Source organism: Pseudomonas sp. B21-023, from assembly GCF_024749165.1.
Classification (GTDB): domain Bacteria; phylum Pseudomonadota; class Gammaproteobacteria; order Pseudomonadales; family Pseudomonadaceae; genus Aquipseudomonas.
The window spans coordinates 3636699-3661135 of record NZ_CP087190.1; the positions used below are offsets into that span (position 1 = coordinate 3636699).

At 62.1% G+C, this 24437-nt stretch carries 26 protein-coding genes, 1 tRNA gene and 1 pseudogene; 15 read left to right on the plus strand and 13 right to left on the minus strand.

The features are described 5' to 3' along the window. Nucleotides 1-49: 49 nt before the first annotated feature. Nucleotides 50-667 carry a hypothetical protein gene (locus LOY42_RS16250; RefSeq protein ID WP_258598432.1) on the minus strand — a complete coding sequence of 206 codons (618 nt, stop codon included), beginning with the start codon at nt 665-667 and terminating at the stop codon, nt 50-52. Nucleotides 668-746: 79 nt separating this feature from the next. On the opposite strand from LOY42_RS16250, the gene LOY42_RS16255 reads away from it, so the two are divergent. Further along, nucleotides 747-1457: a hypothetical protein gene (locus LOY42_RS16255; RefSeq protein ID WP_258598434.1), complete on the plus strand. Its 711-nt coding sequence runs from the start codon at nt 747-749 to the stop codon at nt 1455-1457. 24 nt (nt 1458-1481) lie between these two features. Here LOY42_RS16255 and LOY42_RS16260 read toward each other — a convergent pair. The 3 genes and pseudogenes from LOY42_RS16260 to LOY42_RS16270 all read right to left on the minus strand — a co-directional run bounded on the left by LOY42_RS16260 (nt 1482) and on the right by LOY42_RS16270 (nt 3727). Then, a pseudogene (locus LOY42_RS16260) lies at nt 1482-1777 on the minus strand (hypothetical protein). A gap of 135 nt (nt 1778-1912) precedes the next feature. Beyond that, nucleotides 1913-2662 (minus strand): hypothetical protein, encoded by a 750-nt coding sequence (locus tag LOY42_RS16265; protein WP_258598436.1) that lies wholly within the window; start codon nt 2660-2662, stop codon nt 1913-1915. 882 nt (nt 2663-3544) lie between these two features. Beyond that, on the minus strand, nt 3545-3727 hold the full coding sequence (locus LOY42_RS16270; RefSeq protein WP_258598438.1) for a hypothetical protein: 183 nt from the start codon (nt 3725-3727) through the stop codon (nt 3545-3547). A gap of 67 nt (nt 3728-3794) precedes the next feature. Between LOY42_RS16270 and LOY42_RS16275 the strand changes: the two genes are divergently transcribed. After that, the gene (locus tag LOY42_RS16275) at nt 3795-4037 is read left to right on the plus strand and encodes a DUF4224 domain-containing protein (protein ID WP_217847475.1); all 243 of its coding nucleotides are present in this window, start codon (nt 3795-3797) and stop codon (nt 4035-4037) included. 1 nt (nt 4038) lies between these two features. Beyond that, nucleotides 4039-5100, plus strand: a complete 1062-nt coding sequence (locus tag LOY42_RS16280) for a tyrosine-type recombinase/integrase (RefSeq protein ID WP_258598440.1) — start codon at nt 4039-4041, stop codon at nt 5098-5100. Between the two features lie 111 nt (nt 5101-5211). Here the strand turns inward: LOY42_RS16280 and LOY42_RS16285 are convergent. Continuing rightward, nucleotides 5212-5299, minus strand: a tRNA-Ser gene (locus tag LOY42_RS16285). 146 nt (nt 5300-5445) lie between these two features. On the opposite strand from LOY42_RS16285, the gene LOY42_RS16290 reads away from it, so the two are divergent. From LOY42_RS16290 to LOY42_RS16325, 8 genes are all read left to right on the plus strand, one after another. Next, nucleotides 5446-6117 (plus strand): Bax inhibitor-1/YccA family protein, encoded by a 672-nt coding sequence (locus LOY42_RS16290; RefSeq protein WP_028692373.1) that lies wholly within the window; start codon nt 5446-5448, stop codon nt 6115-6117. A gap of 212 nt (nt 6118-6329) precedes the next feature. Then, nucleotides 6330-7709 carry a nucleobase:cation symporter-2 family protein gene (locus tag LOY42_RS16295; RefSeq protein WP_110698403.1) on the plus strand — a complete coding sequence of 460 codons (1380 nt, stop codon included), beginning with the start codon at nt 6330-6332 and terminating at the stop codon, nt 7707-7709. An 85-nt stretch (nt 7710-7794) separates the two neighbouring features. Further along, complete coding sequence (gene tusD, locus LOY42_RS16300; RefSeq protein WP_023632843.1) at nt 7795-8187, plus strand: sulfurtransferase complex subunit TusD; 393 nt, start codon at nt 7795-7797, stop codon at nt 8185-8187. A gap of 1 nt (nt 8188) precedes the next feature. Then, nucleotides 8189-8548 (plus strand): sulfurtransferase complex subunit TusC, encoded by a 360-nt coding sequence (tusC, locus tag LOY42_RS16305; protein WP_094010420.1) that lies wholly within the window; start codon nt 8189-8191, stop codon nt 8546-8548. Next, on the plus strand, nt 8548-8844 hold the full coding sequence (gene tusB, locus LOY42_RS16310; protein WP_139671850.1) for a sulfurtransferase complex subunit TusB: 297 nt from the start codon (nt 8548-8550) through the stop codon (nt 8842-8844). The genes tusC and tusB overlap by 1 nt, the downstream gene beginning before the upstream one ends. Beyond that, nucleotides 8841-9176 carry a TusE/DsrC/DsvC family sulfur relay protein gene (locus LOY42_RS16315; RefSeq protein ID WP_139671853.1) on the plus strand — a complete coding sequence of 112 codons (336 nt, stop codon included), beginning with the start codon at nt 8841-8843 and terminating at the stop codon, nt 9174-9176. The genes tusB and LOY42_RS16315 overlap by 4 nt, the downstream gene beginning before the upstream one ends. Continuing rightward, complete coding sequence (locus LOY42_RS16320; RefSeq protein WP_139671856.1) at nt 9173-10189, plus strand: glycosyl transferase family protein; 1017 nt, start codon at nt 9173-9175, stop codon at nt 10187-10189. The genes LOY42_RS16315 and LOY42_RS16320 overlap by 4 nt, the downstream gene beginning before the upstream one ends. Before the next feature lie 97 nt (nt 10190-10286). After that, nucleotides 10287-11246 carry a glutathione S-transferase family protein gene (locus tag LOY42_RS16325; protein WP_139671863.1) on the plus strand — a complete coding sequence of 320 codons (960 nt, stop codon included), beginning with the start codon at nt 10287-10289 and terminating at the stop codon, nt 11244-11246. Nucleotides 11247-11377: 131 nt separating this feature from the next. Here LOY42_RS16325 and cysG read toward each other — a convergent pair whose 3' ends face one another. From cysG to LOY42_RS16355, 6 genes are all read right to left on the minus strand, one after another. After that, nucleotides 11378-12769, minus strand: a complete 1392-nt coding sequence (gene cysG / locus LOY42_RS16330; RefSeq protein ID WP_102682640.1) for a siroheme synthase CysG — start codon at nt 12767-12769, stop codon at nt 11378-11380. After that, on the minus strand, nt 12770-14050 hold the full coding sequence (gene serS / locus LOY42_RS16335) for a serine--tRNA ligase (RefSeq protein ID WP_139671867.1): 1281 nt from the start codon (nt 14048-14050) through the stop codon (nt 12770-12772). A 30-nt stretch (nt 14051-14080) separates the two neighbouring features. Beyond that, nucleotides 14081-14455, minus strand: coding sequence for a fluoride efflux transporter CrcB (gene crcB, locus LOY42_RS16340; protein ID WP_139671868.1), 375 nt, complete (start codon nt 14453-14455; stop codon nt 14081-14083). Next, nucleotides 14452-15777, minus strand: a complete 1326-nt coding sequence (locus LOY42_RS16345; protein WP_102682643.1) for a replication-associated recombination protein A — start codon at nt 15775-15777, stop codon at nt 14452-14454. Before LOY42_RS16345 ends, crcB begins: the two co-directional genes overlap by 4 nt. 12 nt (nt 15778-15789) lie before the next feature. Continuing rightward, nucleotides 15790-16413, minus strand: a complete 624-nt coding sequence (lolA, locus tag LOY42_RS16350) for an outer membrane lipoprotein chaperone LolA (RefSeq protein ID WP_102682644.1) — start codon at nt 16411-16413, stop codon at nt 15790-15792. Between the two features lie 62 nt (nt 16414-16475). Next, the gene (locus LOY42_RS16355) at nt 16476-18953 is read right to left on the minus strand and encodes a DNA translocase FtsK (protein ID WP_258598450.1); all 2478 of its coding nucleotides are present in this window, start codon (nt 18951-18953) and stop codon (nt 16476-16478) included. A 379-nt stretch (nt 18954-19332) separates the two neighbouring features. On the opposite strand from LOY42_RS16355, the gene aat reads away from it, so the two are divergent. The 3 genes from aat (at nt 19333) to infA (ending at nt 21100) form a co-directional block, all read left to right on the plus strand. Further along, on the plus strand, nt 19333-20013 hold the full coding sequence (gene aat / locus LOY42_RS16360; protein ID WP_110698418.1) for a leucyl/phenylalanyl-tRNA--protein transferase: 681 nt from the start codon (nt 19333-19335) through the stop codon (nt 20011-20013). A gap of 57 nt (nt 20014-20070) precedes the next feature. Next, nucleotides 20071-20778, plus strand: a complete 708-nt coding sequence (locus LOY42_RS16365) for an arginyltransferase (RefSeq protein WP_102682647.1) — start codon at nt 20071-20073, stop codon at nt 20776-20778. Nucleotides 20779-20881: 103 nt separating this feature from the next. Beyond that, a complete protein-coding gene (gene infA, locus LOY42_RS16370; RefSeq protein WP_002553999.1) occupies nt 20882-21100 on the plus strand; it encodes a translation initiation factor IF-1 in 219 nt (72 codons plus the stop codon). A 128-nt stretch (nt 21101-21228) separates the two neighbouring features. Here infA and clpA read toward each other — a convergent pair whose 3' ends face one another. Together clpA and clpS are read right to left on the minus strand one after the other, a co-directional pair. Beyond that, a complete protein-coding gene (gene clpA, locus LOY42_RS16375; RefSeq protein WP_038705843.1) occupies nt 21229-23499 on the minus strand; it encodes an ATP-dependent Clp protease ATP-binding subunit ClpA in 2271 nt (756 codons plus the stop codon). Nucleotides 23500-23529: 30 nt separating this feature from the next. Continuing rightward, on the minus strand, nt 23530-23904 hold the full coding sequence (gene clpS / locus LOY42_RS16380; protein WP_023630410.1) for an ATP-dependent Clp protease adapter ClpS: 375 nt from the start codon (nt 23902-23904) through the stop codon (nt 23530-23532). Nucleotides 23905-24135: 231 nt separating this feature from the next. Here clpS and cspD point away from each other — a divergent pair, with 231 nt between their 5' ends. Further along, nucleotides 24136-24390, plus strand: a complete 255-nt coding sequence (gene cspD / locus LOY42_RS16385; RefSeq protein WP_102682648.1) for a cold shock domain-containing protein CspD — start codon at nt 24136-24138, stop codon at nt 24388-24390. Nucleotides 24391-24437: the final 47 nt, after the last annotated feature.

Sequence of the window (24437 nt, forward strand, 5' to 3'; positions counted from 1 at the left end):
GAAGCTATGAGTGACCAGTTCGTAGCAATGCCGGGCCAACTCAAAACTTCTAGTACAGTGCTACCAACTCACCGGTACCAGCGGGAAGTTGGACTAGCCGCCGCTGTGCACCGATATTCTTCCAAAATAGTCGGTACTCGCATTGCCAGCTATCGGCCGAGGATTTGAGAAATGGATTCCTTAGATGGCCATCGGTGTATTTGCAGTGCTTGCCCTCAGAGATAGAGCCGAGCTGCTCGTCAAGCGCCTTCTTAAGGTTTGGTAGATTTTTTATCTTCACGCACGCCGCTTTTCCATTAAATTTTTTTGCCAGCATCCGGCTCTGAGTGGTGCAAAAGCACATGATCCAGCCATCCCAGTGGCTGTACTCTTTAATATGCAAGTCAGACAAACGCCCTTGGGGGCCAAAATTGTTTGTAACGCTGCCCGTTAAGACACCACCATTGCTAACCTCAAATCTTACACCTGGAACGCTATCTACCGGTATAGAACTATCAACGGTAAAGTTCTCATCTGGTGTATAGATACCGCTTCTATCTATGCTTCGATAGGCGCTCGCTGGATTCACTGGTACTTCTCCCCCCTTAACCCATGCTTCGGCATGGCACCTTTCATTTAAATATACAAAAAGCTCCACAGCCGGGCCTTCCTTTTCGAGTTCGGTCACCCGTAATACCCCATCCCACCCCAAATTGCCACCATGCCGCCACCGCCACGGAGGGCGGCGCATGCCCAGGAGATATACCATGCAACTCGACATCAACATCGAAAGGATCGTAGCCGACTCGGTAGCCGCCGCGCTGAGCCCGGAAAAGCTGCAGCCGATCATCGACAAGAACGTGTCAAGCGCGGTCACTGGCGCGATTCAAGAGCAGTTCAGCTACAACTCGCCGTTCAAGAAGCTGCTGGAAGAGAGCCTGGCGGGCGCCATGCCTACCAAGATTGCGGGCCTGGGCCGCTACGGGGATCTGGTGCTCAAGACCGTCTCCGCGATGATCAATGACTACCAGGAACAGGCGCTACGCCAGACCATCACGGAAAAGCTCGCCACGGTGCTTGAACCACTGCCCGCTCGCATCAAGCTCTCGGAATTGATTGACCAACTGACCAGGGCCTTCGAGGACAGCCACCTCCGTGACAAGCACGGCAGCGAGGCCCCGACGTTCATCATCGAAAAAGGCACTGGCTACTCCTCCACTTCCGAATACTGGCGCCTCTATGCCGATGCCAACGAGGGGGTGGACAAGTATTCCTGTCAGGTGCAGATGGCGTTCAACGGCGAGGGCGAGTGCTACTCCCTGCGTGTCGGCGAGACTGACATGAAGAAGTCGCTGATTCTTGGCAGCGCGTACGACGCAGAGGCCTTGGTTCTGAACCTGTACACGGGAGGCACCAAGGTGGAATACGAGCAGGTGTACGTCGGCGATATCCGCTACAGCGAAGATGCCTACGACTGAGCTTAACGCGCTGCCGACAACGCTTTAGGAGTCCGCGCTCTTTACATGGCAAACCCCGTTGCCTCGGTTCTTACCGGTATATGAGACATCTGGCGAGCCATCCGGCTTGATCGACAGCGAGATAGTCACCTCGCTGCCCTTGGCTTCGAAGTAGTTGTCGTTGAACTTCTTCAGCTTCGCCTTTTTGCCATCGATGTAGATCGGGCCACCCTTGTCGGCGTGGACCTCAATGTCTCCGGGGCACGTAGCATTCAGCATCGGTATCCCGGCGTGTGCTGCACTAGATGCGACCAAAAAAGACCCAGCAGCAAACGCTTCATTTTCGGCCCCTTCAGTGTACCCATAGAGCAGAAGCAAAACCCATTTCCTCGCTGCCCACCAGCGCCTGCTCCTACTTCAACGATAAAGCGTACCCGTCGAATAGGTTATTTCCTTAGCAAAAACTGCAGCGAAACTCATTTCTTGGCTTCTTTGATTGGAAATCCGGTAATACCGTCAGGAACCTTAATGGCTACGCCATCTATACGAAAAGTGCAAAGAAGAAGGACCAGCCAAACCAAAGCAAATCCCCCCCCGACATAGACGGGTATCCTGCTCGCGGAAAATCTACGCATGATAATGAAGTTCATTATTGGAGCCCACGGCCGGCTTACCTTCAAGTTATCTCGAATCCTGTCGCGATTTTTATTATCCTCAAAAAGATGAACCACCGTTCGCCTAACCTCCAGCCTATTTATCAAATCACCGCTGACAGACAGAGATCTCTTATTTATCTGATTTCTAATTATTCGGTGCGCCATTAACCATAGAGTCATTTCGCGCTCAGCACTTCTAGTATTTATCTCCCAGTGCTCTTGCCAGTACTTTGCGCCAGCAGCCATGCCAGCCTGAAATAGCGAGGTACAGAAACCAACCAAGCAAATCATCAAACTTACAACTGGGACCATCGCAGCGGATTGACAAATCCCTGCGAAGAGGACCCCTTGAAAGATCATGAAGAAGTTATTCCGCTGAATGAGCTGCGTAATTTCAAACCCCCGCTGCCTGAGACATTCACCGTAAATAGATTTCCACGCTTTCAGCTCTTCAACAGCAACAAGGATAGAGACTTCCACATCTTTGTCTTTGATATTTTTGCTTAAAACCCTCTCTCGCATTTCATCAAACTTAAAAGGAAGAGGCATTTCTTTTTGTTCGGTTGTCATAACAGGGTCTCTGCGGCCAATGCTTGTGCACCCTACTTCAAAACCAAGCCATTAGCCACTATTACTAGGTATTCCGATGCCCACAGAAAACCGATCCAACACCGAGAAGAAACTCTGCATCCGTGACTGTCGCGAATGCGGCAGCACCGCCCTGACTTGGCAGACCCACAACAGGAACGCCGGTCACGCTCAACATGGCCGGCTCACCACACAAGATGTTCAGTGCCTGCTGGTGCTGGGCTGCGATGAGTGCTCCGAGACCCTTGCCGTTCTAACCGCTGACCAAGTCGCAGCTTGGCTAACTGACGCAATGCAAATCAGCGCAGAGCCGGAGATCACATACGGCCCAACCCCGGGATGTAAGCATTGCGAGGAAGCTGAACGCTGCCGGCTCACGGACTGCCCCGAATGCGATGCACAGCTATATGAAGACGTGAACGGTGATGGCGTGCGCCCAAATACCTGAGCCTGGCACAAAGAGCACTTTTGTACTCCTTTCAATATGAACCCTCTTCCCTCAACTCGCCGCCGCGATACAGAGGTTAAGGAATCGTCATGCCTGAACTACTCGAACTACAGCGCGGCCGCACCTATCGCGGCAAGAAGCCCGCATGCGTGCGGAGCTGCGGCCTGGTAAATGATCGCACCGTTATCTATATCAGCGTGGATGAGGTCCAGTACGACGGACCATCAGTGGCCCCTGGGCGCCACTATCCGCGTGCCGCCAGGCGAATACGCATCCTGGCCACCAGCCAAGCGGACAAAATCGGGGGGAGCCGGCCAGCCAGATTTAAGTCGGTCTCGGACCCAAGACGACTAGCTGAGCGACCCAAACTAATCATGACGAATTCGCTGGGCAGGGTCTGTAAAGGCTGATCCCCACTAAACCCGCTGGCGACTCGACCTATAGCCCGCACCGAGCAACAACAAGCCAGGCACCAGTAGCCCAACTGCGGTGTAGCCGAAGGCTTCCTGCCCCGACGCACCTACAGCGGCGAAGGCGGCACCAATCGCAACGAGCGGTGCGCCTGCGAAGTAGAACGGTTTATTGGCTGTCTTGCCCATATCGATCCTCCTGATTGAGGCCCCATTTAATCACACCTGCCGCCACCAACGGCGTGGAGACCATCACATGCAAACCGAGATTCTTTCGGACGAAGAGCTAGCCGAGCTGACTGGCTATAAGGCCAGGGGATATCAGCGCCGCTGGCTAGAGGAACGTGGTTGGGTATTCGTTGAAACCCGAAGCGGGCGCCCACTGGTTGGCCGCCATTACGTCCGCATGAAGCTGGGCGTGAGCCTTGGAATAGTGCCAACGGCGTCACCGCCACCTGTAGTCCCTGCGTGGACACCTGACATTTCGAAGGTGAGGTGAAATGCGCCCACGGAAGACTGAGAACCGTGACCTGCCGCCCGGCATGTACCGGCGCAAGCGCACTAGTAAAAGCAAGAAAAACCCTGGCAAGGAGTGGATCAGCTACTTCTACTTGGATAAGTCTGGGAAGCCGGTACCGCTGGGCACTGACCTGAACCTGGCAAGGCTGAAATGGGCCGAGCTGGAAGCGAAGGAGAAACCCAAGGACCTGGTCACCATGGGGGCGATATTTGACCGATACGAGCGCGACATCATCCCGAAGAAGGCGCCGCGCACTCAGAAAGACAACCTGGCCGAAATACGCCAGTTGCGCAGCTACTTCGAGAAGGCTCCAATCGACGGCATTACGCCCGCTCATGTAGCGAAGTACCGCGACGCCAGGACGGCGCCGGTCCGTGCAAACCGAGAGCTCGCCACCCTGTCGCACATCTTCAACATCGCCCGTGAATGGGGCCTTACCAACCAGAAGAACCCCTGCCAGGGTGTACGCAAGAATAAGGAGGTGCCGCGGGACTTCTACGCGAACGACGCAATCTGGAGCGCGGTTTACGCGAAAGCGGTGGGCGAATTGAAGGATGCCATGGACTTGGCATATTTGACGGGCCAGCGTCCGGCGGACGTGCTGGCAATGAGGAAGGATGACATCGAGGGCAAGGCCCTAGGCGTAAAGCAGAAGAAGACCCAGAAGAAGCTGCGGATCATGCTTGAGGTGGACGGAGTAGAAAGCAGCTTGGGCGCGTTGATCAGAAAGATTCTGGAGCGGAACGCACCCCATGGATCGCCCTACCTGTTGCTGACCGATTCAGGCAAACGGGTCTCGGCGGCCATGCTTCGCCATCGATGGGACGATGCCAGGGAGGAAGCTGTGAAGGAAGCAGTCGCAGCCGGCGACCAGGTCCTGGCCGGCAGGATCAGCCAGTTCCAGTTCCGAGACATCCGCCCAAAAGCTGCATCGGAAATCACTGACGTCGACCACGCCAGCCTGCTGCTGGGGCACACCAAGGGCGACATCACCGAACGGGTTTACCGCCGTGTTGGAGCCTTGGCGAAACCCACGAAATAGAGAAAGTTTTGCCAGCGCTGACAAATAAAACCATTCCCAAGGGTGTTCCCATGGGTAGTTTTACTATGCCCCAAAAACGCAAAAAGCCCTGAAAAATCAGGGCTTTGAATGTGGCGGAAGCGTAGAGATTCGAACTCTAGGATAGTTGCCCATCGACGGTTTTCAAGACCGTTGCCTTAAACCACTCGGCCACGCTTCCAGCTGTTTTGCGGCGGCAATAATACCTTAATGTAACAAGCTGTCAAACTCTCTGTGTCGCGGCTTGCGACAGCTCTGATATGCTCTGCACCATACGTTCCACTACCGCAGGTCCCGGACCGCGGTCTCACCCCAAAGGAGTGCGCCATGCGCGAACAGGATTACGCCGTCCAACACGGCCAGCAGGTCGAGCAGCAGGAGGTCAGCAAGGTCCTGCGCAACACGTACAGCCTGCTGGCTCTCACCCTCGCCTTCAGCGGCATCATGGCCTTCGTCGCCCAGCAGATGCGTGTCGGCTACCCGAACATCTTCGTGGTGCTGATCGGCTTCTACGGTTTGTTCTTCCTCACCAACAAGCTGCGTGACTCGGCCTGGGGCCTGGTTTCTACCTTCGCCCTCACCGGCTTCATGGGCTTCATCCTCGGCCCGATCCTCAACCGCTACCTGGGCATGGCCGGTGGCGCCGAAGTGGTCAGCTCGGCCTTCGCCATGACCGCCCTGGTGTTCGGCGGCCTGTCGGCCTACGTGCTGATCACCCGCAAGGACATGAGCTTCCTCAGCGGCTTCATCACCGCCGGCTTCTTCGTCCTGCTGGGTGCCGTGGTGGCTAGCTTCTTCTTCCAGATCAGCGGCCTGCAACTGGCGATCAGCGCTGGCTTCGTGCTGTTCTCGTCGGTCTGCATCCTGTTCCAGACCAGCGCCATCATCCATGGCGGCGAGCGCAACTACATCATGGCTACCATCAGCCTGTACGTGTCGATCTACAACCTGTTCGTCAGCCTGCTGCAGCTGTTCGGCATCATGGGCCGCGACGACTGATCGAATCGGTTGCCAGCGCTTCAGGAAAAGCCCGCTTCGGCGGGCTTTTTCATGCCCGTTGAACAGCGCCAGGAACCTCACAAACATTGACTTAAAAGTCAGCTTATTAGCACCTTCCTCCGCGATTGTGCACCCATCGTGCTTGCCTCTACCGCAATGGCCGTTCTGCCCGTAGAATGCGCTCCTTTTTTCTTCCGGGGCGGCATTTTCCCATGAGTTCACACGAACACGGCCCAGGCGCGGCGGCGCCTGCCAATGAACTGGTCCTAGGCCTCGAGGACAAGCCTCGCTTGCTGATCGGCCTGCTGGCAGCACTGCAGCATTTGTTGGCAATCATCGTGCCGATCGTCACGCCAGGCCTGCTAATCTGCCAGGCGCTGGGCGTGTCGGCGCGTGATACCAACCTGATCGTGTCGATGTCGCTGGTGATCTCGGGCATCGCCACCTTTGTCCAGTGCAAGCGCTTTGGGCCGTTCGGCGCCGGGCTGTTGATCGTGCAAGGCACCAGCTTCAACTTCGTCGGCCCGCTGATCGCCGGCGGCGCGCTGATGGTCAAGCAGGGCACGCCAGTCGAGGGCGTGATGGCGGCGATCTTCGGCGTGGTCATCGCCGGTTCGTTCGTGGAAATGGGCGTGTCGCGCATCCTGCCCTTCGTCAAGCGCCTGATTACCCCGCTGGTGACCGGCATCGTCGTGCTGATGATCGGCCTGACCTTGATCAAGGTCGGCCTGATCAGCATGGGCGGCGGCTTCGGCGCCATGGCCAACGGCACCTTCGCCGATGGCGAGAACCTGCTGCTGTCGGGCGTGGTGCTGGCGATCATCGTCATCCTCAACCGTGTCCCGGTGGTATGGATGCGCAGCTGCGCCATCGTCATCGCCCTGGCTGTGGGCTACGCCCTGGCCGGCTACCTGGGCCGCCTGGACTTCACTGGCATGCACCAGGCCGCACTGTTCCAGGTGCCGACGCCGTTGCACTTCGGCCTGGGCTTCTCCTGGTCGCTGTTCATCCCGATGCTGGTGATCTACCTGGTCACCTCGCTGGAGGCCATCGGTGACGTGACTGCGACCAGCAAGGTTTCACGCCAGCCGGTCGAAGGCCCGGTGTGGATGCAGCGGATCAAGGGCGGGGTGCTGGTCAACGGTGCCAACTCGCTGCTGGCGGGCCTGTTCAACACCTTCCCCAGCTCGATTTTCGCCCAGAACAACGGCGTGATTCAGCTGACCGGCATTGCCAGCCGCCATATCGGTATCTGGATCGCCGCCATGCTGGTCCTGCTGGGCCTGTTCCCGTCGGTTGCCGGGGTGATCCAGGCAGTGCCGGAGCCAGTGCTCGGCGGCGCGGCCATGGTGATGTTCGGCGCCGTCGCGGCCTCGGGTATCAATATCCTCGCCAGCACCCGCCTCGACCGCCGCGCCCTGCTGATCATCGCCGTGTCGCTGTCGCTGGGCCTGGGCGTGGCCCAAGTGCCGGAGTTCCTCGCGCACATGCCGTCGGCGCTGCGCAACGTACTGGAGTCGGGTGTCGCCACCGGCGGCATCTGTGCCCTGGTGCTCAACTGGTTCCTGCCGGAAAGCAAAGACCAGGCCTGAGCCCCGCCAGCCAGAACAGAAGCCCGTGCCCACCCGCACGGGCTTTTTGCTTTATCATGGCCGCATTCATTTGCTCGAGCCTTACATGAAATTCGCCATTGCGGTCTTTTCCCCGGCCCATGCGCCCTCCTCCCGCCGCGCCTTGCGCTTTGCCGAGGCGGTGCTGGCCGGCGGGCATGAAATTGCCCGGCTGTTCTTCTACCAGGACGGGGTGCACAGTGCCTCGGCCAATATCGTCGCGCCCCAGGATGAGCTGGACGTGGCCGCGCAGTGGCGCGCTTTCGTCAGCGATCACCGGCTCGACGCCGTGGTGTGCATTGCCGCCGCCCTGCGCCGGGGTGTGCTCGACGACACCGAGGCCAACCGCTACCAGCGCCCGGCGGTGAACCTGCCGATGCCGTGGGAGCTGTCCGGCCTGGGCCAGCTGCACGAAGCCGCGCAACTGGCCGACCGCCTGGTCTGCTTCGGAGGTGATTGAAATGGCCAAGTCCTTGCTGATCATCAGCCGCCAGGCGCCATGGAGCGGCCCGTCCGCTCGCGAAGCCCTGGACATCGCCCTGGCCGGTGGCGCCTTCGATTTGCCGCTGGGCATGCTGTTCCTCGATGACGGCGTGTTCCAGCTCGCCGCCGCACAGCAGCCAGACGCCGTGCAACAGAAGAACCTGGCCGCCAACCTCCAGGCCCTGCCGATGTTCGGTGTGGAGGAATTGTTCGCCTGTGGCCACAGCCTCGCCCGCCGAGGGCTGGACAACGATGCCCTGTCACTGCCGGTGGAAGTGCTCGACAACGCCGCACTGACCGCACTGATTGCCCGTTTCGACCAGGTGGTGACGCTCTGATGACGACCCTGCACGTAATCGCCCATTCGCCCTTCGGTGACGAGCGCCTGGCCAGTTGCCTGCGTCTACTTGGCCCGCAGGACGCGCTGCTGCTGTGCGGTGACGCCACCTACGCGCTCAAGGCCGGCACCGAGCCCTTCGCTGCCCTGCAGGCCGCCAATCTCGGCGAGCGCCTGTTCGCCCTCGCCGAAGACCTGCGGGCCCGCGCCCTCGACAGCCAATTGGCCAAGGCAGTGGACTACCCAGCCTTTGTCGAGCTCACCCTGCACCACGACAAGGTCAACAGCTGGCTATGAGCACCCTGACTGTCGGCGAGCGCAGCATCGCCCTGGACAAGGACGGCTTTCTGGTCGAGCTGCAGGACTGGTCCCCCGAAGTCGCCGAAGCCCTAGCCACGCGCGAAAGCATCGCCCTGACCGCAGACCACTGGGAAATCCTCGAGCTGCTGCGCCAGTTCTACCAGGAGTACCAGCTGTCGCCGGCCACGCGCCCGCTGATCAAGTACACCGCGCTCAAGCTCGGCGCCGAGAAAGGCAACAGCCCGCACCTCAATCGCCTGTTCAACGGCACCCCCGCCAAACTCGCCGCCAAACTGGCGGGCCTGCCCAAGCCGACTAATTGCATATGACCGAGTCCCTGCTGAACGAAGCACGCCCACTAACCCTGCAAACCCCGGCCGAACACCCTTTCGCCGAGTTCGTGCGCATCCTCGGCAAGGGCAAGCGTGGCGCCCGCGGCCTGACCCGCGAGGAAGCCCGCGCCGCGATGACCCTGCTGCTCGAGGGCAAGGTCGAGGACACCCAGCTGGGCGCCTTCCTGATGCTGCTGCGGCACAAGGAAGAAAGCGCCGAGGAGCTGGCCGGCTTCACCGAGGCCCTGCGCACCCACCTGCACGCCCCCCGCATCGCCGTCGACCTCGACTGGCCCAGCTACGCCGGCAAGAAGCGCCACCTGCCGTGGTACCTGCTAGCGGCCAAGTGCCTGGCGGGCAACGGCGTGCGTATCTTGATGCACGGCGGCGGTGCCCATACGGCGGGCAGGCTGTACACCGAGCAACTGCTCGACTTGCTGGGCATTCCGCTGTGTCGCAACTGGACGGCCGTGGAGCAAACCCTGTCCAGCCATCGGCTGGCCTTCTTCCCGCTGCAGGACTGGGCGCCGCAGCTTCAACGCATGATCGACCTGCGCAACACCCTGGGCCTGCGCTCGCCCATCCACTCCCTCGCCCGGGTGCTCAACCCTCTCGGCGCCCGCTGCGGCCTACAGAGCATCTTCCACCCTGGCTACCAGGCGGTGCACCGCGAGGCCAGCCGCCTGCTCGGCGACCACGCCGTGGTGATCAAGGGCGACGGTGGCGAGATCGAGGTCAACCCGGATGTCATCAGCCACCTGTATGGCACTTCGTCCGGCGAGGCCTGGGACGAGGAGTGGCCGGCCCTCAGCCCTCAGCGCCATGTGAAGCCAGCCAGCCTGCAGCCCGAGCACCTGCTGGCGGTATGGCGTGGCGAGGCACAGGACAGCTATGGCGAGCTGGCCGTGGTCGCCACTATGGCCCTCGCCCTGCGCGGGCTGGGCCAGGGCCGCGAGCAGGCGTTCAGCTGCGCTCGCGACTACTGGGGCAACCGTAGAAGCATCGATTAAGCCGATAGATACGACGCGGTCTTTGCGCTATTTATTCGAACGCTTTTCACTAGACTGAGCTCCAACGACAAACGACTTTGTTCCGAGGAGCTTTGCAATGGGCCTTTTGATCGATGGCCATTGGCATGACCAGTGGTACCAGACCAGCCAGGATGGCGCGTTCAAGCGCGAGAACGCCCAGCGCCGCAATCAACTGCCCGCCGCCGAGGCCGGCCGCTATCATCTGTATGTGTCGCTGGCCTGCCCCTGGGCGCATCGCACCCTGATTTTCCGCGCCATCAAGGGCCTGGAACCGCTGATCGGTGTCTCTGTGGTCAGTTGGCTGATGGGCGAGCACGGCTGGACCTTCGACCAGCAGCAGGGCTCCAGCGGTGATCATCTGGACGCATTGCAATACCTGCACCAGCGCTACACCCAGGACGACCCGCATTACACCGGGCGCGTGACCGTGCCGGTGCTGTGGGACAAGCAGGAGAAGCGCATCGTCAACAATGAGTCGGCCGAGATCATCCGCATCTTCAACAGCGCGTTCAACGAACTGACCGACAACACCCTGGACCTGTACCCCGAGCCGCTGCGCGCGACCATCGATGCGCTCAACGAACGTATCTACCCGGCCGTGAACAACGGCGTGTACCGCGCAGGCTTTGCCACCGCGCAAGAGGCTTACGAGGCCGCCTTCGACGATGTCTTCAACGAACTGGACCGCTTAGAGGCGCTACTGGGCCGCCAGCGTTACCTGGCCGGTGAGTACCTGACCGAAGCCGATGTGCGTCTGTTCACCACCCTGGTGCGTTTCGACGCGGTATACCACGGTCACTTCAAGTGCAACCTGCGCCGCTTGAGCGACTACCCGAACCTGTCCAACTGGCTGCGTGAGCTGTATCAATGGCCGGGCGTGGCGGACACAGTGAACATGGAGCACATCCAGAAGCACTATTACATGAGCCACAAGACCATCAACCCGAACGGGATCGTGCCCAAGGGGCCGCTGCAGGATTTCGGCTTGCCGCATGATCGGGAGCGGTTAATGGGCAAAGGGATCTGGAAGGCTTGATAAAGCTGGGGCTGCTTTGCAGCCCATCGCCGCGGTTCGTCGCCACGACAAGCCGGCTCCCACAGGGGCTTGTATGATCCTATGCGAGCCGGCTTATCGTGGCGATGGGCCGCAAGGCGGCCCCAGTCATTTCAGACGTCTTGCGAGCCTTCGAACCACGCCAGTTTCTCGCGCAACTGCACCACTTCCCCGACGATCACCAGGGTCGGCGCATGCACTTCGTGGCGTGCCACCAGCGCCGGCAGGTCGGCCAGGGTGCCGGTGAACACCCGCTGGTTGCGAGTGGTCCCCTGCTGCACCAGCGCGGCCGGCGTACTCGCCGCACGGCCATGGCGGATCAACTCGGCGCAGATGGTCGGCAAGCCGACCAGGCCCATATAGAACACCAAGGTCTGGGCCGGAGCCACCAGGTCATTCCAGGGCAGGTTGCTGGTGCCATCCTTCAGGTGGCCAGTAACGAAGCGCACCGACTGGGCATAGTCCCGGTGGGTCAGCGGAATCCCGCCATAGGCCGAACAACCACTGGCTGCCGTGATGCCCGGCACCACCTGGAACGGAATACCCTCGTCGGCCAGCTCTTCGATCTCCTCGCCTCCCCGGCCAAAGATGAACGGATCGCCACCTTTGAGCCGTAGCACGCGCTTGCCCTGGCGAGCCAGGTCGACCAGCAGGCGGTTGATCTTATCCTGCGGCACGGCATGATCGGCGCGGCGCTTGCCGACATAGATGCGTTCGGCGTCACGCCGGCACATCTCGATGATGGCCGGGGCCACCAGACGGTCGTAAAGCACCACATCGGCTTGCTGCATCAGGCGCAGGGCGCGGAAGGTCAGCAGGTCCGGATCGCCCGGCCCCGCGCCCACCAAGTACACCTCGCCGCCCTGCTGCACCGGCGCGCCGTCGACCATCGCCTGTAACAGGCGCTCAGCCTCGGCGCCCTGCCCGGCCAGCTGACGTTCGGCGATCGGGCCCTGGAACACAGTTTCCCAGAAGCCGCGACGCTGGTTGACATCCGGGTACAAGGCCTTGACCCGCTCACGGAAGCGTGCGGCCAGGCCGGCAAGTTCGCCATAGGCGGATGGAATCCAGGCTTCCAGCTTGGCGCGGATCAGCCGCGCCAGCACCGGAGCGTCGCCGCCGCTGGAGACCGCCACCACCAACGGTGAACGGTCGACGATGGCCGGGAAGATCACCGTGCACAGGGCCGGAGCGTCCACCACGTTGACCGGCAGGCTGCGCGCCTGGGCCTCGGTCGAGACCTGGGCGTTGAGCGCCGAGTCGTCGGTCGCCGCGATCACCAGCCGGCAGCCGTCCAGGTCCGAGGCCTGGTAGCCACGCACCAGGACCTCGCCCCCGCCCTCACGGGCCAGCGTGGCGAGCTGGCCGTCGACCTCAGGCGCCACCACCCGCAGCGCGGCGCCGGCGTCGGCCAGCAAGCGCGCCTTGCGCAAGGCGATCTCGCCGCCGCCGACGACCAGCACACGGCCACCCTGCAGCTTGTGGAACAGCGGCAGGTAGTCCATTCAGCGAATGACCTCGACGCCACCCATGTACGGCTTGAGCACTTCAGGCACACGGATCGAACCGTCAGCCTGCTGGTAGTTCTCCAGCACGGCGACCAAGGTACGGCCAACGGCCAGGCCCGACCCGTTGAGGGTGTGCACCAGCTCCGGCTTGCCGGTTTCCGGGTTGCGCCAGCGGGCTTGCATGCGACGTGCCTGGAAGTCACCGCAGTTGGAGCAGGAGCTGATTTCGCGGTACTTGTCCTGGCTTGGCACCCAGACTTCCAGGTCGTAGGTCTTCACCGCGCCGAAGCCCATGTCGCCGGTGCACAGCGCCAGTACGCGGTACGGCAGTTCCAGCAACTGGAGCACGCGCTCGGCGTTGGCGGTCAGGCCTTCCAGGGCTTCCATGGATTTAGCGGGTTCGACTACCTGGACCATCTCGACCTTGTCGAACTGGTGCTGGCGGATCATGCCGCGGGTATCACGGCCCGAGGCGCCGGCCTCGCTGCGGAAGCACGGGGTGTGGGCGACCAGCTTCAGCGGCAGCTGCTTGGCGTCGAGGATTTCACCCGCCACCAGGTTGGTCAGCGACACTTCGGCGGTCGGAATCAGGTAGAAATCGGCCTCGCCTTCGCGGGAGATCTTGAACAGGTCTTCCTCGAACTTCGGCAGCTGGCCGGTGCCCTGAAGGGCCGGGGCCTGCACCAGGTACGGGGTGTAGTGCTCCTCGTAGCCGTGCTCGCCGGTGTGCAGGTTGATCATGAACTGCGCCAGGGCGCGGTGCAGGCGGGCCACCGGGCCACGCAGCACGGCAAAGCGGGCGCCGGACAGCTTGGCCGCGGCCTCGAAGTCCAGGCCACCGCTGACCTCGCCCAGGGCGACGTGGTCCTTGATCTCGAAATCGAAGGCCTTCGGCGTGCCCCAGCGGCGCACTTCGACGTTGTCGTCTTCGCTGGCGCCGACCGGCACGCTGGCGTCGGGCAGGTTGGGGATGGTCAGCAGGATGCCGTCCAGTTCCGCCTGGATACCGTCCAGCTCGGTCTTGCCGGCGGCCAGCTCGTTGGCCATGCGCTCGACGTCGGCCATCAGCGGGGCGATGTCCTCACCCTTGGCCTTGGCCTGGCCGATGGACTTGGAGCGGGCGTTACGCTCAGCCTGCAGTTGCTCGGTGCGGGTCTGCACCGCCTTGCGGCGCTCTTCCAGCGATTCGATGCGCGCGACATCCAGGCTGAAGCCACGGGAGGCCAGGCGGTCAGCCACTTCCTGAAGTTGGCCGCGTAACAGTTTGGAATCGAGCATATCGTTCTCTCGTTATAAGTAGGTGTTGGTTCAGAATCGGGTCAGGGACAGGCCGGCCCAGGTCGCGAGCAGGCCGCCCACCACGCTGATAATGGTATAGCCCAAGGCCAGCGGGACCTGCCCGCTTTCCATCAGGCGCACGGTATCGAGCGAGAAGGAGGAAAAGGTGGTCAGGCCGCCGAGAAAGCCGACGATCAGCCCGGCGCGCAGCTCGACCGGCACCAGCGGCTTGTGCAGGAACAGCCCGTACAACAGGCCGATCAGCAGGCAGCCGACCAGATTGACCGCCAGCGTACCGGCATAGAAGTATCGCGGCCAGTGGGCCGTCACCCAGTTGGCAGTGGCGAAACGCAACAGCGTGCCGGCGATACCGCCGGCGCTGACTGCGGCAATCAATGCAATCAAGGTTTTCTCCGCTGGCGGGGGCTGGCACGATCGAGTTCGGCCAGGTGCTTGAGCTTCTCGCCGATTTTCAGTTCCAGCCCGCGGGGCACTGGCTGATAGTACTGGCGCGGTTCGAGCTGCTCGGGAAAATAGTCCTCACCGGCGGCATAGGCGTCCGGCTCGTCATGAGCGTAGCGGTACTCATCGCCATAGCCCAGTTGCTTCATCAGTTTGGTCGGCGCGTTGCGCAGGTGCAGCGGCACTTCCAGCGAGCCGTGCTCGGCCGCCTCGCGCATCGCCGCCTTGAAGCCCATGTACACCGCGTTGCTTTTTGGCGCGCAGGCGATGTAGGTGATGGCCTGGGCCACCGCCAGCTCGCCTTCTGGGCTGCCCAGGCGCTCCTGCACGTCCCAGGCTGCCAGGCACAGGCTCAGGGCGCGGGGGTCGGCGTTGCCGATGTCCTCGCTGGCCATGCGCACCACCCGCCGGGCGATGTACAACGGGTCGCAGCCACCGTCGAGCATACGTGCATACCAGTACAGCGCACCGTCCGGGTTGGAACCACGCACCGACTTGTGCAGCGCCGATATCTGGTCATAGAACGCCTCGCCACCCTTGTCGAAGCGGCGGCGGCTGTCACCGAGCAGGCTCTGCAGCAGTTCGACGCCGATCTCGCCGCCATCTTCAGCCAGGTCCGAGGCGTTCTCGAGGAAGTTGAGCATGCGCCGGCCATCGCCGTCGGCGGCGGCCATGAGCATCTTGAAGGCTTCGTCACCCACCCGCAGGTTGCGCTTGCCCAGGCCGCGCTCCTCGCTCAGGGCGCGATCGACCAGTTTGCGCAGCGCGGCCTCGTCCAGGCTCTTGAGTACATAGACCCGCGCCCGCGACAGCAGCGCGTTGTTCAGTTCGAAGGACGGGTTTTCGGTAGTCGCGCCGATGAAGATCAGCGTGCCGTCTTCCACGTAGGGCAGGAAAGCGTCCTGTTGCGACTTGTTGAAACGATGCACTTCATCGACGAACAGGATGGTGCGCCGACCATACTGGCCGGCCTGCTGCTTGGCCACCTCGACGGCTTGGCGGATCTCCTTGACCCCAGCCAGCACCGCCGAGACCGTTTCGAAGTGGGCGTCGCAAAACTGCGCCAGCAGCCGCGCCAGGGTGGTCTTGCCCACCCCGGGCGGGCCCCAGAAGATCATCGAGTGCAGCGCACCCTGCTCCAGCGCCTCGCGCAGCGGCTTGCCGCGCGCCAGCAGGTGCTCCTGGCCGACATACTCGTCCAGGTTCGACGGGCGCAGGCGGGCGGCCAGGGGCTGGGCGACGGGTTCGCTTCGAAACAGGTCCATCACAGGCTCCGCTTACTCCTTGATGACGTCCGCGCCTTTGGGGATGTCGAACTTGAACTTGCTGTCCGGCACCGCCTGGTTGGCCTTGACGCCATTGAACAGGATGTTGGTGCGCTGGCCGACGCTGTCGATCAGCTGCATGTCATTGATCAACCCCCGGCGGAACGACACGCGCAGCGAGTCGAACAGGGTGTCCTTGGTCTTGGGTTTCAAGGTGAAGTCCATGACCTCGCCCTGCTCCTTGGAGGTGATGTCGAAGCTCTGACTGATCTTCGAGACGTCACCGGACAGCAGCAGCGCCGGCGTCTGGTTCAGGCGCACATCGAGCTTCTTGACGGTGGCCTGCTCCAGGTCCGGGTCCCACAGGGTGACGTTCTTGCCGTCGGACACCACCACTTGCTCCTGGGGCGCGTCGGTATGCCAGTAGAACAGGCCCGGACGCTTGACGGTCATCTTGCCGCTGGTCTCCTGCAGACTGGTGCCACCAGCATCCAGGGTCAACTGGGAGAAATTGGCCTCGATGGTCTGCGACTTCTCCAGCAATTGCGTCAGGCGCTGGACGTCCTGTTCGCCGGCGTGGGCCGACAGGCTGGCCGTGGCCAGGGCAGAAACCAACAGCATGCGAATCGCGCGCATGGAAATCCTCATTGCACAGTGAAGGGGCCGGGCGCCGTCTATGGCGCCCGACAGGTTGTTCATCAATCGCGTGGGCCGCCCGGAGCAATCACTTCCCGCGAGCCGTTGCTGTTCATGGGGGTAACCACACCGGCCATCTCCATCGCCTCGATCATGCGCGCGGCGCGGTTGTAGCCGATCTTGAGCTTGCGCTGCACCGCCGAGATCGACGCCCGGCGGCTTTCCAGCACGAACTGCACGGCTTCGTCGTACAGGGCATCGCTTTCCGAGTCTTCGCCATCGCCGCCACCGCTGCCGCTGTCGAAACCGCTGCCGGCCTCTTCGACACCATTGAGGATGTCGTCGTTGTAGTCCGGCGCGCCGCGCAGCTTCCAGGCCTCGACCGTGCGGTGCACCTCGTCGTCGGAGACGAAGGCGCCATGCACGCGGATCGGCAGGCTGGTGCCCGGCGGCATGTAGAGCATGTCACCGTGGCCGAGCAACTGTTCGGCGCCGCCCTGGTCGATGATGGTCCGCGAGTCGATCTTGCTCGACACCTGGAACGCCATGCGGGTCGGGATGTTGGCCTTGATCAGGCCGGTGATTACGTCCACCGACGGGCGCTGGGTGGCGAGGATCAGGTGGATACCGGCGGCACGGGCCTTCTGGGCGATACGCGCGATCAGTTCCTCGACCTTCTTGCCGACGATCATCATCATGTCGGCGAATTCGTCGACCACCACCACGATGGTCGGCAGGGTCTTCAGCGTCGGCGGCTCGTCGTCCATGCTCTCGCGACGGTACAGCGGGTCGTGGATGACTTCGCCGGCTTCCTGGGCATCCTTGATCTTGCGGTTGAATCCCGCCAGGTTGCGCACGCCCATGGCCGCCATCAGCTTGTAGCGCCGCTCCATTTCAGCGACGCTCCAGCGCAGGGCGTTGGCGGCATCCTTCATGTCGGTGACCACCGGGCACAGCAGGTGCGGGATGCCTTCGTAGATCGACAGTTCGAGCATCTTCGGGTCGATCATGATCAGCCGCGCGTCTTCCGGGCCGGACTTGAACAGGATCGACAGGATCATCGCGTTCACACCCACCGACTTACCGGAGCCGGTGGTACCGGCCACCAGCAGGTGGGGCATCTTGGCCAGGTCGGTGATCACCGGCTTGCCGCCGATGTCATGGCCCAGGGCCAGGGTAACCGGCGACTTGTTCTCGTCGAATTGCGGCGACGACAACACCTCGGAGAAGCGCACCATCTGGCGGTTCTCGTTGGGGATCTCGATGCCCACGGTGGTCTTGCCGGGGATCACCTCGACCACGCGCACGCTGGTCACCGCCAGCGAACGCGCCAGGTCCTTGGCCAGGTTGGCGATGCGGCTGACCTTCACGCCGGCGGCCGGCTGGATTTCGTAACGGGTGATCACCGGCCCCGGATGGATCGAGTCCACCGCGACTTCCACGCCGAATTCCTTGAGCTTGATCTCCAGCAACTGACCGACACCGGCCAGGGACTCAGGCGAGTACTCGATCTTCTTCTGCTCGGCCGGGTCAAGGATGGAAATGGACGGCAAGGTACCTTCCACCGCGCTGTCGATGAACAGCGGCGCCTGTTTTTCCTTCATGACCCGCTTGCTCGGTTCCGGCGCCTTGTCCGCGGTCGGCGGGATGATCACCGGGGCGGCGGGCTGGGTGCGAGCTACCACGGTTTCGCGCGGCACGACCGATTCGCGGGCCACGGCCACTTCGCGCGGCACCACTGGGCGGGCCGGCGGCTCGTCGCGCGTCATCACAGGCTCGGCGCGCTCGCGCAGCTGCGCCTTGGCCGGCTCGCGCCTGTCGCCTTTGCCGCCCAGGTCAAAGACCGGGTCGTCGACTTCACGCAGCTGGGCTTCCAGGCGCTTGCGCTCGTTGCGTGCTTCCCACCAGCGGCTGGCTGCGCCTTGCACCAGTTCGAACAGGTCAAGGGTAATCTTGCCCGTCAGGTCCATCACTTTGAACCAGGACAGGTCGGTGAACACCGTCAGGCCGAACAGGAACAGGGCAATGAACATCAGCGTGCTGCCCTGCACGTTCAACAGGTTGCGCGCCAGATCGCCCAGGCTTTCGCCCAGTGCGCCGCCAGCGGAGAACGGGATGTTCGCCGAGGGATGGAAGTGGATATGCGCCAGCGCCGCGCCCGACAGAACCAGGAACACCAGGCCGATCAGACGCCAGGAGAACAGCCAGCCGCTCCACTGCCAGGGCTGATGCCGCTCGCGGAAGATCTGCCAGGTCTTGATTGCCAGCAGCAGCGGGAAGATGTAGGCGAAGTAGCCGAGCACCATAAACAGGATGTCGGCGAAATAGGCCCCGGCACGGCCAGCGGCGTTCTGTACCTGCTCGGCGTTGCTGGTATGGCTGAAGCCCGGGTCGGCGGTGTCGTAGGTGACCAGTGCCATCCACAGGTACAGGCACAGGGCGCCAACGGCAATCAGCGCACCTTCCTTCAGGCGGTAGTGCAGCTGCTGCCGCCACAGGGGCACTGGCAAGGGGGCTGGAGTTGCGGTGGATTTCTTCAAAACGCGTCTATTCCTGCGCGTGCTGCGCGTCCAGTAGTGATTGGCCGGTCACCGGCCAATGAACCACTACTTTTAACATTACTGCCCACCCGCCGCCATGGCGGCACGCTGTATGGCGCGTGAACGGGGCGACTTTCATATGGATGCAATTTGAGCATGCATTTTCTTTTGTGACAAAGGCTTATGCTGTGTTTTTGCACAGGTGTGACAGCAAATGTGCCAGATGGTGCCGATGGCGGTGCGAATGCGTGAATTATCGGCAGTCGATTTTGCCTGGGCAGCCCCGTCGCTGGGCATGCCCCGGGATGACGGTCGTTGACCTCATCCACTAGCCACGCCATGCTGGGCGCTCTCCCCTCCCCCGCCGCCCAAGAACACCATGCTCACCTGGCTGACCCGCGACTCACTGACCTTCCCGCCTCTGGAAAAGGCCCTGCACGACCCCAACGGCCTGCTTGCCGCCGGCGGCGACCTGACCCCGGATCGCCTGGTCGCAGCCTACCGCCACGGCTGCTTCCCCTGGTATCAGGACGGCCAGCCGATCCTCTGGTGGTCGCCCGACCCGCGTACCGTGCTGCTTCCGGACGAACTGCATGTCTCGCGCTCGCTGGCCAAGCTGATCCGCCAAGGCCGCTACCAGGTGAGCTTCGACAGCGACTTCCCGGCGGTGATTGCCGCCTGCGCCGCGCCCCGGGATTACGCCGATGGCACCTGGATCACCGACACCATGCGCGCCGCCTACTGCGAGCTGCACCGCCGCGGCATCGCCCATTCGGTCGAAGTACGCCGGGAGGGTGAACTGGTCGGCGGCCTGTATGGCCTGGCCATGGGCCAGCTGTTCTTTGGCGAATCGATGTTCAGCCGCGCCGACAATGCCTCCAAGGTGGGATTCGTGACACTGGTCGAGCACCTGAAGCAGGCAGGCTTCGTGCTGATCGACTGCCAGATGCCGACCGACCATCTGCACAGCCTGGGTGCCCGCGCCATCAGCCGGGCCAGCTTCGCCGATTACCTGGCGCGCCATCTGGACCAGCCCAGTGCGGCCAGCTGGGTTGCCTAGGCGAGTTCCCGGAGCTGGCTTACACTTAGATACAACGTCTCACCTAAGGGGTTGATCATGACAGAGCTGGCGCGGTTGAAGTTCTATGCCACTCAACCCCACTCCTGCAGCTACCTGCCGGATGAGCAGGCGACCACACTGTTTCTCGACCCCAGCCAGCCGATGGATGTGCACGTCTACGCCGACCTGTCGGAAATGGGCTTTCGTCGCAGCGGTGACCACCTCTATCGCCCGCATTGCCAGCAGTGCAACGCCTGCGTGCCGGCGCGCATCCCCGCCGCGCGGTTCATTCCCAACCGCCAGCAGCGGCGCATCCTCAAGCGCAACGCCGACTTGACCGTCAGCGCCGCCCGCCCGGCGTACAAGGAAGAGTACTTCGACCTGTACCGGCGCTATATCGAACAGCGTCACGCCGACGGCGACATGTACCCGCCGAGCCGCGATCAGTTCTCCACCTTCCTGGTGCGCGACCTGCCGTTCTGCTGGTTCTACGAGTTCCGCCTGGAAGGCCGACTGCTGGCCGTGGCGGTGTGCGACCTGCTGCCCAACGGCCTGTCGGCGGTCTACACCTTCTACGAGCCCGAAGAAGAGCGCCGCAGCCTTGGCCGCTACGCGATCCTCTGGCAGATCACCGAAGCCTTGCGCCAGAACCTCGAGGCCGTTTACCTCGGCTACTGGATCAAGAACTGCAAGAAGATGAACTACAAGACCCAGTACCGCCCCATCGAATTGCTGATCAACCAGCGCTGGGTCACCCTCAACTGAAAGGCATTGGCTTGAAACACAATTTTCGGGCATAATCCACGCCACTTTTTTGCCCGGTGCAGTTGCGCGTCGGGCCATCACTGGATACCGAGGGCTTTACTGCATGTCGAAAGAAGACAGCTTCGAAATGGAAGGCACTGTCGTCGACACCCTGCCCAACACCATGTTCCGCGTGGAGTTGGAAAACGGGCACGTCGTTACCGCGCACATCTCTGGCAAGATGCGCAAGAACTACATCCGTATTCTCACTGGCGACAAGGTCCGCGTCGAACTGACGCCGTACGACCTGAGCAAGGGCCGCATCACCTACCGTGCGCGCTAAGCTCAAGCCATGAAAAAGCCCGGCCATTGTGCCGGGCTTTTTTGTGGACGCTGAAAAGCATCGCGGGGCCAGCCCGCTCCCACGCCAGATTCTGCTGGCGTGGGAGCGGGCTGGCCCCGCGATGGTCGTTACGCGACCTCGGCCGTGGTCTCGTAATCGAACACCAGCTCATCATCGCGCAGGTCGATGTGCACCACACCGCCATGCTCGGCCAGCTCACCGAACAGGATCTCTTCGGCCAACGGCCGCTTGATCTTGTCCTGGATCAGCCGCGCCATTGGCCGCGCACCCATCTGCACGTCGTAGCCCGAGGCCGCCAGCCAGCCGCGTGCGGCGTCGGTGACCTCCAGCAGCACACGTTTGTCTTCCAGCTGCGCCTGCAGTTCGATAAGGAACTTGTCGACGATGCTCTTGATCGTCTCGTGGGACAGGCGGCCGAACTGGATGATGGTGTCCAGGCGGTTGCGGAACTCCGGCGTGAAGCTCTTGCGGATGACCTCCATGGCGTCGGAGGAGTGGTCCTGGTGGGTGAAGCCGATCGAGGCGCGCGCGGCGGTTTCGGCACCAGCGTTGGTGGTCATGATCAGGATCACGTTGCGAAAATCCGCCTTGCGCCCGTTGTTGTCGGTCAGGGTCCCGTGGTCCATCACCTGCAGCAGCAGGTTGAAGACTTCCGGATGAGCCTTCTCGATTTCATCGAGCAGCAACACGCAGTGCGGCTGCTTGGTGATGGCCTCGGTCAGCAGGCCACCCTGGTCGAACCCAACGTAGCCGGGCGGCGCACCGATCAACCGCGACACGGTGTGCCGCTCCATGTACTCGGACATGTCGAAGCGCACCAACTCGACACCCAAGGCCTTAGCCAGCTGGCGAGCCGCCTCGGTCTTGCCCACGCCGGTGGGGCCGGCGAACAGGAACGAGCCCACCGGCTTGTCCGGCGCCTTGAGGCCGGCACGGGACAGCTTGATGGCGGTGGCCAGCGAGTCGATCGCCGCATCCTGGCCGAACACGGTCAGTTTCAGATCGCGTTCGAGGTTGCGCAGCAGCTCCTTGTCGGAGCTGGTGACGTGCTTCGGCGGGATCCGCGCGATCTTGGCGACGATGTCCTCGACCTGCGGCACGTCGATACGCTTGACGCGATTGGCTTCAGGCTGCAGGCGCTGGTAGGCGCCGGCCTCGTCGATCACGTCGATGGCCTTGTCCGGCATGTGCCGGTCATTGATGTAGCGCGACGCCAGTTCGGCGGCGGCGCGCAGGGCCTCGTCGCTGTACTCGATGTTGTGGTGGCTTTCAAAGCGCCCTTTCAGGCCACGCAGGATGCCCACGGTGTCTTCCACCGACGGCTCGGTGACATCGACCTTCTGGAAGCGACGCGCCAGCGCGCGATCCTTCTCGAAGATGCCGCGGAACTCCTGGAACGTGGTTGAGCCGATGCAGCGGATCTCACCAGACGACAACAGCGGCTTGAGCAGGTTGGACGCATCCATCACGCCACCCGAAGCCGCACCGGCGCCGATGATGGTGTGAATCTCGTCGATGAACAGGATCGCCTGCGGGCGTTTGCGCAGCTCGCCGAGCAGCGCCTTGAAGCGCTTCTCGAAGTCGCCACGGTACTTGGTGCCGGCCAGCAGCGCGCCGAGGTCCAGGGAATAGACGACGCTCTGGGCCAGCAGGTCGGGCACCTGACCATCGACGATGCGCTTGGCCAGGCCTTCGGCGATGGCAGTCTTGCCCACGCCGGCCTCGCCGACCAGCAACGGGTTGTTCTTGCGCCGACGGGCAAGGATCTGCGCGACGCGCTCGACCTCCTGCTCACGACCAACCAGCGGATCGATACGACCGGCACGGGCCAGTTCGTTGAGGTTGCTGGCGTAAGCGTCCAGCGGGTTGCTGGAAGAGGAAGCCTCGCCGCCCTCCTCATCCTGCATGTCCTGGTCGCTGTCGGTGTTCGGCCCATGGCCCGGCACCTTGCTGATGCCATGGGCGATGTAGTTGACGACGTCGATACGCGCCACGCTCTGCTGCTTGAGCAGGAACACCGCCTGGCTTTCCTGTTCGCTGAAGATCGCCACCAGCACGTTGGCGCCGGTCACTTCGCGCTTGCCGGAGCTCTGCACGTGGAACACGGCACGCTGCAGCACGCGCTGGAAACCCAGCGTCGGTTGCGTCTCGCGGTCCTCGTCATGCACGGGGATCAGCGGGGTGGTGGAATCGATGAACTCCTGCAGGTCGTGCTTGAGCTTGTCGAGATTGGCGCCACAGGCGCGCAGAACGGTCGCGGCAGCCTCATTGTCAAGGAGTGCCAGCAGCAGGTGCTCGACGGTCATGAACTCATGACGTTTCGAACGGGCCTCCTTGAAGGCCAGATTGAGGGTGACTTCGAGCTCGCGGTTTAACATAGCTTCACCTCATACCCAAGTGGTCGGCGATTAACCGTCCTTCTCGATTTCACAGAGTAGCGGATGCTGGCTTTCCCTGGCGTATTGGTTGACCTGCATGGCCTTTGTCTCGGCGATGTCACGGGTAAACAATCCGCACACTGCCCGCCCTTCGGTATGGACGGTCAGCATGATCTTGGTCGCCAGCTCGCGGTTCAGATTGAAGAACGTCTCGAGCACTTCGACGACGAAATCCATTGGCGTGTAGTCATCGTTGAACAAAACCACCTTGTACATCGGTGGCGCCTGCAGGATCGGCTTGGCCTCCTGGACGGCAAGGCCCGCGCCATCGTCCTCATGCCCGTCCTCATGCGACTGCGGGCGATCCTGATTGAATGTTAGTCGAATCTCACTGAGTACATGCATGGAAAGAATTTCATCATGATCGACAGGTTAAGGTTGTGGGTTGACTGCGCAGGCCCCTCCCGGCGCGGGCGCCGGCTGACCTTGACTATCGGCAAAACGGTGTTACAACCAATAAGAACCCACCGTGGTCGATAAAGATCCGCGCAGTCAACCAGATTTTCTCGCAAGGTTCGTATGCGGATGAAGTGGATGATACTCCAGTGATGGAGTCCTTTGCAGAGGGACATAGGGATGGCAAGCGGTAAAGTCAAGTGGTTCAACAATGCCAAGGGCTACGGATTCATCAACGAGGACGGTAAGACCGATGATCTGTTCGCCCACTATTCAGCGATCCAGATGGACGGTTACAAGACGCTGAAAGCCGGCCAAACCGTGAACTTCGAGATCATCCAGGGCCCCAAAGGGCTGCATGCGACCGACATCAGAAGCGCCACCAGCAACGTCCAGGCCAGCGCCACGAACCCAGGCAGCACCGTCGAAGCCTGACCTCTGGCCTGTCTGCCGGTAAACGAAAAAACCGGTCGCCCCTTTAA

What these genes read in the sequence shown, in the direction of transcription:
- LOY42_RS16255 (WP_258598434.1), top strand. Translation starts at nt 747, where the DNA reads ATGCAACTCGACATCAACATCGAAAGGATCGTAGCCGACTCGGTAGCC.
- LOY42_RS16265 (WP_258598436.1), bottom strand. Translation starts at nt 2,662, where the DNA reads ATGACAACCGAACAAAAAGAAATGCCTCTTCCTTTTAAGTTTGATGAA.
- LOY42_RS16270 (WP_258598438.1), bottom strand. Translation starts at nt 3,727, where the DNA reads ATGGGCAAGACAGCCAATAAACCGTTCTACTTCGCAGGCGCACCGCTC.
- LOY42_RS16275 (WP_217847475.1), top strand. Translation starts at nt 3,795, where the DNA reads ATGCAAACCGAGATTCTTTCGGACGAAGAGCTAGCCGAGCTGACTGGC.
- LOY42_RS16280 (WP_258598440.1), top strand. Translation starts at nt 4,039, where the DNA reads ATGCGCCCACGGAAGACTGAGAACCGTGACCTGCCGCCCGGCATGTAC.
- LOY42_RS16290 (WP_028692373.1), top strand. Translation starts at nt 5,446, where the DNA reads ATGCGCGAACAGGATTACGCCGTCCAACACGGCCAGCAGGTCGAGCAG.
- LOY42_RS16295 (WP_110698403.1), top strand. Translation starts at nt 6,330, where the DNA reads ATGAGTTCACACGAACACGGCCCAGGCGCGGCGGCGCCTGCCAATGAA.
- tusD (WP_023632843.1), top strand. Translation starts at nt 7,795, where the DNA reads ATGAAATTCGCCATTGCGGTCTTTTCCCCGGCCCATGCGCCCTCCTCC.
- tusC (WP_094010420.1), top strand. Translation starts at nt 8,189, where the DNA reads ATGGCCAAGTCCTTGCTGATCATCAGCCGCCAGGCGCCATGGAGCGGC.
- tusB (WP_139671850.1), top strand. Translation starts at nt 8,548, where the DNA reads ATGACGACCCTGCACGTAATCGCCCATTCGCCCTTCGGTGACGAGCGC.
- LOY42_RS16315 (WP_139671853.1), top strand. Translation starts at nt 8,841, where the DNA reads ATGAGCACCCTGACTGTCGGCGAGCGCAGCATCGCCCTGGACAAGGAC.
- LOY42_RS16320 (WP_139671856.1), top strand. Translation starts at nt 9,173, where the DNA reads ATGACCGAGTCCCTGCTGAACGAAGCACGCCCACTAACCCTGCAAACC.
- LOY42_RS16325 (WP_139671863.1), top strand. Translation starts at nt 10,287, where the DNA reads ATGGGCCTTTTGATCGATGGCCATTGGCATGACCAGTGGTACCAGACC.
- cysG (WP_102682640.1), bottom strand. Translation starts at nt 12,769, where the DNA reads ATGGACTACCTGCCGCTGTTCCACAAGCTGCAGGGTGGCCGTGTGCTG.
- serS (WP_139671867.1), bottom strand. Translation starts at nt 14,050, where the DNA reads ATGCTCGATTCCAAACTGTTACGCGGCCAACTTCAGGAAGTGGCTGAC.
- LOY42_RS16345 (WP_102682643.1), bottom strand. Translation starts at nt 15,777, where the DNA reads ATGGACCTGTTTCGAAGCGAACCCGTCGCCCAGCCCCTGGCCGCCCGC.
- lolA (WP_102682644.1), bottom strand. Translation starts at nt 16,413, where the DNA reads ATGCGCGCGATTCGCATGCTGTTGGTTTCTGCCCTGGCCACGGCCAGC.
- aat (WP_110698418.1), top strand. Translation starts at nt 19,333, where the DNA reads ATGCTCACCTGGCTGACCCGCGACTCACTGACCTTCCCGCCTCTGGAA.
- LOY42_RS16365 (WP_102682647.1), top strand. Translation starts at nt 20,071, where the DNA reads ATGACAGAGCTGGCGCGGTTGAAGTTCTATGCCACTCAACCCCACTCC.
- infA (WP_002553999.1), top strand. Translation starts at nt 20,882, where the DNA reads ATGTCGAAAGAAGACAGCTTCGAAATGGAAGGCACTGTCGTCGACACC.
- clpA (WP_038705843.1), bottom strand. Translation starts at nt 23,499, where the DNA reads ATGTTAAACCGCGAGCTCGAAGTCACCCTCAATCTGGCCTTCAAGGAG.
- clpS (WP_023630410.1), bottom strand. Translation starts at nt 23,904, where the DNA reads ATGCATGTACTCAGTGAGATTCGACTAACATTCAATCAGGATCGCCCG.
- cspD (WP_102682648.1), top strand. Translation starts at nt 24,136, where the DNA reads ATGGCAAGCGGTAAAGTCAAGTGGTTCAACAATGCCAAGGGCTACGGA.